12 protein-coding genes and 1 riboswitch are annotated in these 11957 nt (G+C 64.7%); of the genes, 9 read left to right on the forward strand and 3 right to left on the reverse strand.

The window, feature by feature from the left end:
• The first annotated feature begins 130 nt into the window (after nt 1-130).
• The gene (locus ACSQ27_RS13810; protein ID WP_436156054.1) at nt 131-1099 is read left to right on the forward strand and encodes a tripartite tricarboxylate transporter substrate binding protein; all 969 of its coding nucleotides are present in this window, start codon (nt 131-133) and stop codon (nt 1097-1099) included.
• On the opposite strand, the gene ACSQ27_RS13815 is transcribed toward ACSQ27_RS13810, so the two are convergent.
• Nucleotides 1086-1670 carry a TetR/AcrR family transcriptional regulator gene (locus tag ACSQ27_RS13815; RefSeq protein ID WP_436156055.1) on the reverse strand — a complete coding sequence of 195 codons (585 nt, stop codon included), beginning with the start codon at nt 1668-1670 and terminating at the stop codon, nt 1086-1088. The genes ACSQ27_RS13810 and ACSQ27_RS13815 overlap by 14 nt on opposite strands.
• Nucleotides 1671-1776: 106 nt before the next feature.
• Here ACSQ27_RS13815 and ACSQ27_RS13820 point away from each other — a divergent pair, with 106 nt between their 5' ends.
• A complete protein-coding gene (locus ACSQ27_RS13820; RefSeq protein ID WP_436156056.1) occupies nt 1777-3030 on the forward strand; it encodes an MFS transporter in 1254 nt (417 codons plus the stop codon).
• Here the strand turns inward: ACSQ27_RS13820 and ACSQ27_RS13825 are convergent.
• A complete protein-coding gene (locus ACSQ27_RS13825; RefSeq protein ID WP_436156057.1) occupies nt 3027-3821 on the reverse strand; it encodes an HAD family hydrolase in 795 nt (264 codons plus the stop codon). The two genes, ACSQ27_RS13820 and ACSQ27_RS13825, sit on opposite strands and share 4 nt — an antisense overlap.
• 259 nt (nt 3822-4080) lie before the next feature.
• A riboswitch (S-adenosyl-L-homocysteine riboswitch) is annotated at nt 4081-4153 on the forward strand.
• Nucleotides 4154-4255: 102 nt separating this feature from the next.
• Here ACSQ27_RS13825 and ahcY point away from each other — a divergent pair.
• The 4 genes from ahcY to ACSQ27_RS13845 all read left to right on the forward strand — a co-directional run bounded on the left by ahcY (nt 4256) and on the right by ACSQ27_RS13845 (nt 8304).
• On the forward strand, nt 4256-5686 hold the full coding sequence (ahcY, locus tag ACSQ27_RS13830) for an adenosylhomocysteinase (RefSeq protein WP_436156058.1): 1431 nt from the start codon (nt 4256-4258) through the stop codon (nt 5684-5686).
• A gap of 155 nt (nt 5687-5841) precedes the next feature.
• On the forward strand, nt 5842-6843 hold the full coding sequence (locus ACSQ27_RS13835; RefSeq protein ID WP_436156059.1) for a TlyA family RNA methyltransferase: 1002 nt from the start codon (nt 5842-5844) through the stop codon (nt 6841-6843).
• A gap of 10 nt (nt 6844-6853) precedes the next feature.
• A complete protein-coding gene (metF, locus tag ACSQ27_RS13840) occupies nt 6854-7687 on the forward strand; it encodes a methylenetetrahydrofolate reductase [NAD(P)H] (protein ID WP_436156060.1) in 834 nt (277 codons plus the stop codon).
• A gap of 11 nt (nt 7688-7698) precedes the next feature.
• Entirely contained in the window at nt 7699-8304 is a 606-nt protein-coding gene (locus ACSQ27_RS13845) for a septal ring lytic transglycosylase RlpA family protein (RefSeq protein ID WP_436156061.1), read from the forward strand.
• A gap of 54 nt (nt 8305-8358) precedes the next feature.
• Here ACSQ27_RS13845 and ACSQ27_RS13850 read toward each other — a convergent pair whose 3' ends face one another.
• Nucleotides 8359-8658: a hypothetical protein gene (locus tag ACSQ27_RS13850; protein WP_436156062.1), complete on the reverse strand. Its 300-nt coding sequence runs from the start codon at nt 8656-8658 to the stop codon at nt 8359-8361.
• Nucleotides 8659-8853: 195 nt separating this feature from the next.
• Here ACSQ27_RS13850 and ACSQ27_RS13855 point away from each other — a divergent pair, with 195 nt between their 5' ends.
• The 3 genes from ACSQ27_RS13855 to ACSQ27_RS13865 are packed head-to-tail and all read left to right on the forward strand — an operon-like array spanning nt 8854 to nt 11955.
• Nucleotides 8854-9510, forward strand: coding sequence for a GbsR/MarR family transcriptional regulator (locus tag ACSQ27_RS13855; RefSeq protein WP_436156063.1), 657 nt, complete (start codon nt 8854-8856; stop codon nt 9508-9510).
• Nucleotides 9511-9512: 2 nt separating this feature from the next.
• Nucleotides 9513-10931: a cytochrome ubiquinol oxidase subunit I gene (locus ACSQ27_RS13860; RefSeq protein ID WP_436156064.1), complete on the forward strand. Its 1419-nt coding sequence runs from the start codon at nt 9513-9515 to the stop codon at nt 10929-10931.
• Nucleotides 10924-11955, forward strand: coding sequence for a cytochrome d ubiquinol oxidase subunit II (locus tag ACSQ27_RS13865; RefSeq protein ID WP_436156065.1), 1032 nt, complete (start codon nt 10924-10926; stop codon nt 11953-11955). The genes ACSQ27_RS13860 and ACSQ27_RS13865 overlap by 8 nt, the downstream gene beginning before the upstream one ends.
• Nucleotides 11956-11957 lie beyond the last annotated feature (2 nt).

Genomic DNA, 11957 nt, shown 5'->3' on the forward strand with positions numbered 1-11957 from the left:
GTTCCACGGCCCCTGTTGGCTTGCGGGGCCTGCAACCAATGTGACAGCCTTTCAGGTGTTGCCCTGATGCGGCGCGGCCGGGTAGCACGCATGATGTGGGCTGCCCGCCACCCGACCAGGAGACACGTCCATGCAACGCCGCCCCTTTTTGCACACCGCCGCCGCCCTGGCCTTGATCGCCGCCGCCGCGATGCCGGTCCAGGCGCAGACCTTTCCGGCCAAGCCCATCAAGCTGGTGATCGCCTTCCCGGCCGGCGGGCCGACCGACATCACCATGCGCTCGCTGGCCGACAACGCCGGCAAGATCCTGGGCCAGCCGGTCATCGTCGAGAACAAGCCCGGTGCGGGCGGCACCTTGCCGGCACAGCAACTGCAAAGCGCGCAGGCCGACGGCTACACGCTGGCGCAGATTCCGCTGGGTGTGTTCCGCCTGGGCTATACGACCAAGATCAACTGGGACCCGGTCAAGGACATCAGCTACGTGATCAACGTGACCGGCTATGCCTTTGGCATCGTGGTGCCGGCCGACAGCCCGTTCAAGACCTGGGCCGACTTTGTGGCCTATGCCAAGGCGAATCCCGGCAAGCTGACCTACGGCTCCACCGGCACGCTGACCAGCCCGCACCTGACGACCGAACTCATCGCGCAAAAGGCCGGCATTGAACTGCAGCACGTGCCTTACAAAGGCAGCGCCGATTTGATGCTGGCACTGGTGAGCGGCCAGCTGATGGCGGGCGCCGACAGCACCGGCTTTGCGCCGCAGGTCGAGGCCGGCAAGCTGCGCGTGCTCAACACCTGGGGCGAAAAACGGCTGGACAAATTCCCGAACGCGCCCACGCTGAAAGAGCTGGGCTACGACATCGTACAGAACTCGCCTTTCGGCATTGGCGCGCCCAAGGGTACGCCGCCCGAGGTGGTCAGGCGCTTGCACGATGCCTTCAAGAAGGCGATGGAAGAGCCCAGCTATGTGGCGGCCCTGGCCCGTTACGACATGCTGCCCAACTACCTGAGTTCGGCCGACTACACGAAGTTTGCGCAGGATACCGTTGGGCGCGAAAAAATCTTGATCGACAAGTTAGGCCTGGCTAAACCCAACTAGCGGGCTCGACGCCGGCTAGTACGAATAGCTCGCTGGCTAACTGGTCGGCCAGAGCGGGTTCAACGCCGGCGCCAAAAATCAGCCGGTAAATGATGGGGGCCATCATGTGGTCCAACACCTGCTGCACCGTGGGGGTAGCGTCGCCCCGCGCCTGGGCCCGGCTGACCAGCAGGGTGGCTTCGTTGCGGCGGTTTTTCAGGCAGTTGGTCTCTTCCGAGCCGGCCAGCGCGGCCGCCGCCTTCAGCAGCGAGGCGTTGCCGGGCTTGTTGAGGTGTTTGATCAGTTCCTGTGCCCAAGCCGTGAGTTCGGCTTTTAAATCACCGGTTTCGGGCAAGGGCCGATTCGGGTCCAGCCGGTTCGTGGCGGTTTCATCCAGCAGGCCGTTCACGTCGCCCCAGCGCCGGTAAATGCTGGAGGCGCTGACGCCGGCGCGCTCGGCCACAGCCGGCACGGTGACCTTGTCGCGGCCTTCCTGGGCAATCAGCTCTTCCAGCGCCTTGCGCACCACGGTTTGCACCTGGGCGCTGCGGCCGCCGGGACGCTTGTTCTGGGGTGTTTGTGGAGTGGCCATTAGGGCTAATCTTAACCTAAAAGCAATGATCTTTGCGTTAATTTTTAAATAGGTATAGAATTCGCAAACGCAAATAAATTTGCTTTAAGAAAGTTGAGCGTTTCCCATGACCGCACCCGCCGCCCCTTCTTTGCCAGCCTCCTCCTCCGCCAAGGCCGGCCGCTGGCAGCTTCCGCCCGCGGCAGCCTTTCCGCTGCTGGCCGTCCTGCTGTTTGCGTTTTTCGTGGCGGGCAGCGCGCCTTCGCCGCTGTTTGTGGTGTTCCAGCAGCAATGGGGCTTTTCGCCGGCGCTGCTGACGGTGGCCTTCGCGATCTACGCGATTGCGCTGCTGGCCTCGCTGCTGGTGGCCGGTTCGCTGTCCGACCACATAGGCCGGCGCCCCGTGGTGTTTACCGCCTTGCTGCTGCAGGCCGGCGCGATGCTGACCTTTCTGCTGGCCGAGGGCATCAACGGCATCATCGCGGCGCGCGTGGTGCAGGGCATTGCCACCGGCATGGTCAGCGGCGCGCTGACGGCGGCGGTGGTGGAAGCGGCTCCGGCCGCGCAAAAACGCCTGGGCGCGATGATAGGCAGCGTCTCGCCGCTGGCGGGCTTGGCGGTGGGCGCGCTGCTGACCGGCATCGCCGTGCAGTTCGCGCTGCATCCGGTGCCGCTGGTGTTCGGTGTGCTGGCCGCCATCTGCGTGCTGGGCGCGGTGGCCACGCTGTTCCTGCCGGAAAGCGCCACGCCGCGACCCGGTGCGCTGGCTTCGCTGGTACCGCGCATTTCGATACCCGCGCAGGCGCGCGCTGAATTCTTGCGCGGCGTGCCGACCATGCTGGCCGTCTGGTCCTTCGCGGGCCTCTACCTCTCACTGGTGCCTTCGGTGCTGCAGCAGATCTTCGGCATCCACAACGGCATCGTCAACGGGCTGGCGATTGCGGCCTTTTTCGGCATGGGCGCCGCTTCGCCGACCTTGCTCAGACGCCTGCCGCCCGTGCGTATGAGCGCCCTGGGCATGGCTTTGCTGGCGGTTGGCGCCGGCCTGGTGGCCGTGTCGCTGGCCACGCATTCGGTGGCCTTGTTCTTCGCAGGCACGGCGCTGGCCGGTTTCGGCGGCGGCTCTGCTTTCTCGGCCCAGGTGCAGACGCTGGCCCCGCTGGCGCAGCCGCAGCAACGCGCCGAACTGTTCGCGGCGCTGTACGCCACCAGCTACCTGGCTTTCAGCGTGCCGGCCATGCTGGCGGGCCGCTTGATTGCGCCGTTGGGTTTGCCGGCCACGGTGGAAGGCTATGCGGGTCTGGTGCTGGCAGTGGCGGCCCTGGGCGCCTGGCTGCGCTGGACTTCGATGCGCCGCGCGGGCGCGCCAGCCGCCAATTAATCCAGCAGCGCGCGCGTCAATTCGGTAAAACCGGCGCCACGCTCACCGCGTGTCACATAACGCGGCAGGTGTGCCAGCTGCGGCACAAAACGCGCGATGTTGGCCACGCCCACGCTGTTGGCAAAGGTCTTGAACATCAGCTGGTCGTTGGTCGAGTCGCCCACGTAGACCCACTGGTCCATGCCGGCATCGAGGTCGCGCTGCCAGAGCTGGCGAACAATCCAGCGCGCGCCTTCAAGCTTGTTGTGGCTGCCGTACCAGCCGTTGATGTGGATGCTGCTCACGGTGGCGTGCATGCCCTCGTTTTTCATGAGCGCCACGACGGCGGCAATCTGCGCATCGCTGAGATGCGTGAATTCACTGTGGTCGATGGCGATGTCGGTCTCGCGGCCTGGCGAGTCGGTGGCGCGGTGCACACCCGGCAGCTCGCGTTCGATGCGTGCCAGCACGGCCTGCATGCGGCTGAAATTGGCGCTGCGTGTGGCCGCATCCTGCTGGTAGATTTTGGTTAGCGGCCGGGGCGGGGGGCTTTTGCCATCGGGTAGCAGGGCCACGGCGCCGTTCTCGGCCACGATGGCATCCACAGGCCAGCGCGCCGCAAAGGGCTCGCTCCAGCCAACCGGGCGCCCGGTGATCGCCACGATCTTGAAGCCGGCGGCTTTTAATTCACCCAAAGCTTGCAGCGCATCGGGGGTGATCTCCCCCTCGGTGGTCAGTGTGTCGTCGATATCGGTGAAGAGGCCGGTGATGGCTTTTCGTTGCGGGGCAGGCCAGCGGGAAAGTTCTTGCATGGTGAAATTTTCGCACTGAATGTGGCCTCCACGCTCCCCCACTTCGTGTGGGTCGCTGCCCCCCGAGGGGGCCGCCCGCCCTCCGGCCCGGCAAAGCCGGTTCCGGGGCTCATGCTGGGTTGAAGAGTCTGTGGCCTGAGCAGCGGGGGCATTCACCAGTGGGGGCCGAGGGTCCGGCTTTGCCGGCCCTAGGCGCCGCCCCCTTGAGGGGGGAACGGACTACACGAAGTGAGTCCGGACGGGGGTGGGTATAATCTGCTTTCCTGAGGAGCGTTGCAAGCCACATCACGTGGACCAGGCTCAGGACTTCATTGCAACCACGCTCACCCGCATGTGCTCTCTCAAGCCGGGTGAATGACTGAATTCCCCTTTCCTTGAATGCCGTGCCCGTGGCGATTTTGCCCAGTTACTACGTTTGATTATTGGAGAACCGTATGAGCGCCGTCCTGAAGCCTTCCACCGACCACATCATTGCCGACATCTCGCTTGCCGCCTGGGGCCGCAAGGAACTGAACATCGCCCAGACCGAAATGCCCGGCCTGATGGCCATCCGCGAAGAGTTCGCGAAGGCGCAGCCGCTGAAGGGCGCGCGCATCACCGGTTCGCTGCACATGACGATCCAGACCGGCGTGCTGATCGAAACCCTGCAGGCCCTGGGCGCCGACGTGCGCTGGGCTTCGTGCAACATCTTCTCGACGCAGGACCACGCCGCCGCCGCGATCGCCGCCGCCGGCACGCCGGTGTTCGCCATCAAGGGCGAAACCCTGGCCGACTACTGGGACTACACCCACCGCATCTTTGAATTCAACGGCGCCAAAGGCACGCCCGAAGAAGGCCCCAACATGATCCTGGACGACGGCGGCGACGCAACGCTGCTGATGCACCTGGGCACCAAGGCCGAAAAAGACGCCAGCCTGATCTCCAAGCCGACCAGCGAAGAGGAAATCTGCCTGTTCAACTCGATCAAGGCCAAACTCGCGCAGGACCCGACCTGGTACAGCCGCCGCCTGAAGAACATCATCGGCGTGACCGAAGAAACCACCACCGGCGTGCTGCGCCTCAATGAAATGTCGGCCAAGGGCACGCTGGCCCTGCGCGCCATCAACGTCAACGATTCGGTGACCAAGTCCAAGTTCGACAACCTCTACGGCTGCCGCGAATCCCTGGTCGACGCCATCAAGCGCGCCACCGACGTGATGGTGGCCGGCAAGGTCGCACTCGTGGCCGGCTACGGCGACGTGGGCAAGGGCTCGGCCCAGGCCCTGCGCGCACTGAGCGCCCAGGTGTGGGTGACCGAGATCGACCCGATCAACGCCCTGCAGGCCGCGATGGAGGGCTACAAGGTCGTGACCATGGAATACGCCGCCGACAAGGCCGACATCTTCGTGTCCGCCACCGGCAACAAGAACGTGATCACCTACGACCACATGGCCAAGATGAAAGACCAGGCCATCGTCTGCAACATCGGCCACTTCGACAATGAAATCGACGTCGCCGCGCTCGAAAAATGCACCTGGGAAGAGATCAAGCCGCAAGTCGACCACGTGATCTTCCCGGACGGCAAGCGCATCATCCTGCTGGCCAAGGGCCGCCTGGTGAACCTCGGTTGCGGCACCGGCCACCCGAGCTTCGTGATGTCGTCCAGCTTCGCCAACCAGACGATCGCGCAGATCGAGCTGTTCACCAAGCAGGCCGACTACGAAGTGGGCAAGGTTTACGTGCTGCCCAAGCACCTCGACGAAAAAGTTGCGCGCCTGCACCTGAAAAAGGTGGGCGCGGTGCTGACCGAGTTGAGTGATGAGCAGGCGGCTTATATCGGCGTTTCTAAAGCCGGTCCGTACAAGGCAAATACCTACCGCTATTAATTAGTGGTGGTATTCCTCCCTCTCCCTCTGGGAGAGGGCAGGGGTGAGGGCCGGCGGCGTTTATTTGCTCTGGCAGTTTTTTGGGGCCGCTGACCCTCACCCCAACCCTCTCCCAAAGGGAGAGGGAGTAGAAGACGCCTATTCCATGGAGCTACATGCGCGCTGACCTATTCCTCGTCGACCACGGCCATGCCGCCACCCGCTCGCAGGCCCAGCGCCTGATTGCTTCGGGCGTGCAATGGCGCGCGGAAGCGCAGGCGCCCTGGAAGAAGGTCGCCAAGAACGGCGACGAGATTCCGGAAGGCGCCGAGCTGCAGTTGCTGGACACCACCGAAGCCAAATACATCTCGCGCGGCGGGCTCAAGCTTGAAGGCGCGCTCAAGGCCACCGGCTTGTCCGTGGCCGGCCTGCGCTGCCTGGACATCGGCCAGTCGACCGGCGGTTTCACCGACTGCCTGCTGCAGCATGGTGCCGTGCAGGTGGTGGGCGTGGACGTGGGGCATGGCCAGCTGCATGCCAGCCTGCGCGAAGACCCGCGCGTGGTCTGCATCGAAGGCGTCAATGCGCGCGCCATGACGGCGGCCGACCTGGTGGCCGGCCATGCGGGCGACTCGGGTGATATGGATTTCGGCGACGACGAAGATGCGTACGAAGAAGACCCGGCCATCGACGCCAACTTCGACTTCCTGACCGGCGACCTGTCCTTTATCTCGCTCACGCTGGTGTTGCCCGCGGTGGTGCGCCTGCTCAAGCCCGGCGGCGATTTGTTGATGCTGGTCAAGCCGCAGTTTGAACTGCAGCCCGGCCAGATCGGCAAGGGCGGCATTGTGCGCGATACCGCGCACTTCGAGTTTGTGGAAAAGCGTTTGCGCGATGCCTGCGCGGCCCTGGGGCTGGAGGTCAAAGCCTGGCTGGCCTCGCCGATTGAAGGCGGCGACGGCAACCGCGAATTTTTCATCCAGGCCGTCAAGGGCGATGAGGTGGCGGGCGAAGACCAGCCGCTGCCGGCCGCGCCGCAGCGCAAGGTCGCCAAGCGAGTGCCGCGCGCCGAATTGCGCGCCTCCCGCGCGCCGCACGAAGACTCCGAACTCGCGCATGCCGGCCAGCCCGGCCCCGCGCGCGGAAAACGGCGCGACAAAAAAACCGACAACGAGTGAGAGATACGTGATGAACCTGCCCCTCAGCTTTGAATTCTTCCCGCCCAAGACGCCCGAAGGCGCGGCGAAACTGCGCGTGGCGCGCCAGGCGCTGTATGCGCACAAGCCCGAGTTCTGCTCGGTCACCTTCGGCGCCGGCGGCTCCACGCAGGACGGCACCTTCGGCACCGTGAAGGAAATCCTCGACGAAGGCGTGGCAGCGGCCTGCCATTTCTCGTGTGTGGGTGCGACCAAGGCTACCGTGCGCCAGCAACTGGCGACGCTGCGGGCCATGGGCGTGAAGCGCCTGGTCGCGCTGCGCGGCGACCTGCCCAGCGGCTATGGCGCCGGCGGCGAGTTTCATTACGCGAGCGACCTGGTGGCCTTTATCCGCGAGGAAACCGGTGCCGCCTTCCACATCGAGGTGGCGGCCTATCCCGAGATCCATCCCCAGGCCAGGTCGGCGGACGCCGACCTGCAGGCCTTCGTCAAAAAGGTCAAGGCCGGCGCCGACTCGGCCATCACGCAATACTTCTTCAACCCGGACGCCTACTTCCGCTTCGTCGACGACGCGCAGGCCCTGGGTGTGGACCTGCCCATCGTGCCCGGCATCATGCCCATCATCAGCTCCACGCAGCTCATGCGCTTTTCCGACGCTTGCGGCGCCGAGATCCCGCGCTGGATACGCCTGCGCCTGCAGGGCTTCGGCGACGACACTGCGTCCATCAAGAGCTTCGGCCTGGACGTGATCACCGGCCTGTGCGAGCAGCTCTATGCCGCAGGCGTGCCCGGCATCCACTTCTACACGATGAACCAGGCCGCGGCGACGACCGAAATCATCGGGCGGCTGCAGCAACGGGCCTGAGCCCCCATCCCATGCGCCAGGGTGTGATGCGTTTTGCCGGTGCCGCCGGCGCAGCGGCTTTGCTGGCGCTGCTGGCGGCTTGCACGACGGCCCCGGCCACATCCCCCGCTTCGCGCACGGCTGCACCCCGGCCCGCCGCGGCGCAGCAGCACGACGCGCCCGGCCAGGCCGTTGATGAAGTAGCGCCTGTCCCCCTCACCGAGCGGCCCCGCCCTGAACTGCTGGGCGGCGAGGTGCCGCGCGAGTTCCAGCGCGGCACGGCCTCCTGGTACGGCCCGCGCTTCAACGGCAGGCGCACCGCCAGCGGCGAGCGTTTTGACATGCGCGAGTTCACCGCCGCCCACCGCACGCTGCCCTTCGGCACCCTGGTGCGCGTGCACAGCCTGGTCAACGGCCGCGACGTGGACGTGCGCATCACCGACCGCGGCCCCTACGCCGGCAACCGTATCATCGACCTGAGCCGCGCGGCGGCCGAGGAACTGGGCATGCTGGGCCTGGGTTTCAAGGAAGTGGTGCTGATGGTGCCGGAGTCCACGCCCGAGGTGGCGGTGACGCCGCCGCCGGCCCGCAAGCCGGTGCGCAAACCGCGCCGGGCTTCGCCTGCCGGAAAGCGCTGAGCTGGTAGGCTGGGTTAACTGTCGTAGCCTGCTATCTCTTTCGGCGCGAGGCGGTCAAGCCCTGTACGCCGCGTACCCGAGGAAGGCCAGCACTGCGGTCACGACCAACCAGAACTCCCAGGTGGTATGCGTGAATCGCTTCTTTCTCAGCAAGCGCTCGGCAAGCTCCTTGCCGCGTTCCGCGGCGGCATCGGCTTCTGCAAAAACACGCTCGCCAATCAGGTGAGCCTCTTCAAACTTCTGGGCGGCTGATAAATAAGCCTCTTTTTCTGAGGGGTCGGCTTCTTTGGCCGCCAGGGCACGCATGGACTCCGCAGCCTTGGTAAAACCGTCGGATTTTTCGATCTTGGACATTCATGGCCCCAGGGTTTGACAGCTGAAGAGGACGAGCTCTGGCAGAGGATGGCCCGTTTCGCCTCCAGATCGCATTGTGCCCACCGCACCTGACCAAGCCGCAGGGTCAATCCAGAACAGCTGGCACCAGTTGTTTCAATTTATTAGAATTTCAGTAATTCCTGAAAATTCAATAAATCAAAGAGGCCCGGCACCATGAACCTGCCCCCCTTAACCCAGCGTTTTGTCCTGCATTTCGGTGAAATGGGCAGCCGCTGGGGCATCAACCGCACCGTGGGGCAGATTTATGCCCTCTTATATGTATCGCCGCGCGCCCTGAATGCCGACGAAATCGGGGAGGCGCTGGCGTTCTCCCGCTCCAACGTCAGCATGGGGCTCAAGGAGCTCCAGTCCTGGAACCTGGTGCGGCTGCAGCACCTGCCCAATGACAGGCGCGAGTATTTCCAGGCGCCTGAAGACGTCTGGGCCATCTTCCGCACCCTGGCCGAGGAGCGCCGCAAGCGCGAGATCGACCCGACGCTGTCCATGCTGCGCGATGCGCTGATGGAGCATCCCTCGCACGCGGACGACATCCACGCCCAGGCGCGCATGAAGCAGATGCACGACCTGATCGAGCTCATGACGGGCTGGCTGGCGGACGTGCAAAAAATGGATTCGGCGACCTTGATGAGCCTCATGAAGATGGGCGCCAAGGTGCAGAAGCTGCTGGAGATCAAGGACAAGGTCGCCAGCACCGTGAAGGCCGGTTTGACAGGCCGCGCGCCATCCCCCACAGTGGCAGCTCCGCCTTCCGAAGCGCCCGAACCACCCGCAGCGCTGCCTGCCAGCCTTCCCGATGACACCAGGAGTTGACGATGGACGGACTTGACGCATTCCTGTTGGCCCGCATCCAGTTCGCGGCCAACATCACTTTCCACATCCTGTTCCCGACCATCAGCATCTCGCTGGGCTGGGTACTGCTGTACTTCAAGCTGCGTTTCGTTAAAAGCCAGGACCAGTTCTGGATGGATGCCTACCAGTTCTGGGTGAAGATTTTCGCGCTGACCTTCGCGCTGGGCGTGGTCAGCGGCATCACCATGAGCTTCCAGTTCGGCACCAACTGGCCGGGTTATATGCAGAAGGTCGGCAACATCGCCGGGCCGCTGCTGGCCTATGAGGTGCTGACGGCCTTCTTCCTGGAAGCCACCATGCTGGGCGTGATGCTGTTCGCGCGCGAACGTGTCAGCGAGACCATGCACACCGTGGCTACCCTGCTGGTGGCGGGCGGCACCACGCTGTCGGCCTTCTGGATCCTGGCGCTCAACTCCTGGATGCAGACGCCCGCCGGTTTTGAAATGATCAACGGCCAGGCGCATGTGACGAGCTGGTTCGAAGTGATCTTCAACCCCTCTTTTCCGTACCGCCTGGTGCACATGCTGCTGGCCTCGGGGCTCACGGTGGCCTTCCTGGTGGCCGGGGTGTCGGCCTACCGCTGGCTGCGCAATGACCGCGGGGCCGAAGTGATGGCCGGCCTGAAGACCGGCATCTACATGGCGGCGATGCTGATCCCGCTGCAGATCATTGCCGGCGACCTGCACGGCCTCAACACGCTGGAGCACCAGCCGGCCAAGCTGGCCGCGATGGAAGGCATCTGGAAAACCGAAAAAGGCGTGCCCGCCGTGCTGTTCGCGCTGCCGGATGAAAAGGCCAAGGCCAACCGCTACGAGATCGCGATTCCCAAGCTGGCCTCGCTCTACCTCACGCACTCGATGGACGGCGAGGTCAAAGGCCTGGACCAGTTCGAGGGCAAGCATCCGCCCGTGGCGCCGGTGTTCTGGGCCTTCCGCATCATGGTCGGTGTGGGCCTGTTGATGTTGGCCGTGAGCTGGGCCAGTGTGCTGCAGCTGGCTCCGTGGAAGAAAGACCCGGCACGCACCCTCACGGTCTGGCATGCGCGCGTGCTGGTGGCCATGACCTTCGCCGGCTGGATCGCGTTGGTCGCCGGCTGGTACGTGACCGAAATCGGCCGGCAGCCCTGGCTGGTGACGGGCGTGCTGACGGCGGCCGATGCGGCCTCGAAAGTGCCGGCGCCGCGCATCGCGCTGACCTTGTCGCTCTACCTCGCGCTGTACGCGGTGCTGCTGGCGTCTTATGTGTCGGTGGTTTTCTACCTGGCGCGCCACAAGAAGCACGCGGACAAGCCCTTCGGCGATGACGACAACACCGCGGGCGACACCGAAAAGGAACTCAACGTCGTGAACTACCCCGAAAAGGAAGGAGCATCCCATGCTTGATCTTGCCCCCGACCTGACGCAAGCCGCCGGCTGGATGCCGATTGTTTTCCTGGTGGTGATGGGGCTGGCGATGCTGGCCTATGTGATCCTGGACGGCTACGACCTGGGTGTGGGTGTGCTGATGCGCCGCGCCAGCGACGAGGACAAGGACACCATGATCGCCAGCATAGGCCCGTTCTGGGACGCCAACGAAACCTGGCTGGTGCTGGGTGTGGGCATCCTGCTCACGGTGTTCCCGGTGGCGCACGGTGTGATCCTGGGTGCGCTGTACTTGCCGGTGGCCTTCATGCTGATAGGCCTTACCTTGCGCGGCGTGGCCTTTGACTTCCGGGTGAAGGCGCGCGCCAGCCACAAGCCGCTGTGGAACCGCATGTTCTACACCGGTTCGCTGCTGGCGAGCTGGTCGCAGGGTTATATGCTGGGCTCGCTGGTCACCGGCTTTGCCGACAACTGGTGGACCATCGTGTTCAACGCGGTGATCGGCCTGTCGCTGGTGGCGGCCTACTGCCTGATGGGCGCGGGCTGGCTCATCATCAAGTCCGAGGGCGAGCTGCAGCTGCGCGCGGTGCGCTGGGCCCGTGCCAGCCTGTGGTTCACCATGGCCGGGGTGGCGGCGATCTCGATCGCCACGCCGCTGGTGAGCCAGAGCATTTTTGCCAAGTGGTTCTCCTTCCCCAACATCGTGCTGCTGCTGCCGATCCCGGCCGCCACGCTGGTGCTGTTCGGCGTGATCTTCCGCAGCCTGCAGCGCCTGCCGGTGCGGCTGGCGCAGGGCAATGAATACGGCGCCTGGGTGCCTTTCGGCGCGACGGTGGGTGTGTTCCTGCTGGCCTTTTACGGCCTGGCCTACAGCCTGTTTCCCTGGCTGGTGATCGACAGCCTGGACATCTGGAAAGCCGCCGCCGCGCCCGAGGCCATGGGCGTGATCCTGGCCGGGGCGGCGGTGGTGCTGCCGATGATCATTGGCTATACGGTATTCGCCTATCGTGTCTTTTGGGGCAAGAGCACTGCCCTCAAGTACTAGCG

The organism is Polaromonas sp. LjRoot131 (genome assembly GCF_964252805.1).
GTDB lineage: Bacteria > Pseudomonadota > Gammaproteobacteria > Burkholderiales > Burkholderiaceae_C > Polaromonas.

Coding starts and splice junctions, on each gene's coding strand:
- metF (WP_436156060.1), top strand. CDS start 6,854: ATGAACCTGCCCCTCAGCTTTGAATTCTTCCCGCCCAAGACGCCCGAA.
- ACSQ27_RS13810 (WP_436156054.1), top strand. CDS start 131: ATGCAACGCCGCCCCTTTTTGCACACCGCCGCCGCCCTGGCCTTGATC.
- ACSQ27_RS13855 (WP_436156063.1), top strand. CDS start 8,854: ATGAACCTGCCCCCCTTAACCCAGCGTTTTGTCCTGCATTTCGGTGAA.
- ACSQ27_RS13860 (WP_436156064.1), top strand. CDS start 9,513: ATGGACGGACTTGACGCATTCCTGTTGGCCCGCATCCAGTTCGCGGCC.
- ACSQ27_RS13845 (WP_436156061.1), top strand. CDS start 7,699: ATGCGCCAGGGTGTGATGCGTTTTGCCGGTGCCGCCGGCGCAGCGGCT.
- ACSQ27_RS13835 (WP_436156059.1), top strand. CDS start 5,842: ATGCGCGCTGACCTATTCCTCGTCGACCACGGCCATGCCGCCACCCGC.
- ACSQ27_RS13850 (WP_436156062.1), bottom strand. CDS start 8,658: ATGTCCAAGATCGAAAAATCCGACGGTTTTACCAAGGCTGCGGAGTCC.
- ACSQ27_RS13825 (WP_436156057.1), bottom strand. CDS start 3,821: ATGCAAGAACTTTCCCGCTGGCCTGCCCCGCAACGAAAAGCCATCACC.
- ACSQ27_RS13865 (WP_436156065.1), top strand. CDS start 10,924: ATGCTTGATCTTGCCCCCGACCTGACGCAAGCCGCCGGCTGGATGCCG.
- ahcY (WP_436156058.1), top strand. CDS start 4,256: ATGAGCGCCGTCCTGAAGCCTTCCACCGACCACATCATTGCCGACATC.
- ACSQ27_RS13820 (WP_436156056.1), top strand. CDS start 1,777: ATGACCGCACCCGCCGCCCCTTCTTTGCCAGCCTCCTCCTCCGCCAAG.
- ACSQ27_RS13815 (WP_436156055.1), bottom strand. CDS start 1,670: ATGGCCACTCCACAAACACCCCAGAACAAGCGTCCCGGCGGCCGCAGC.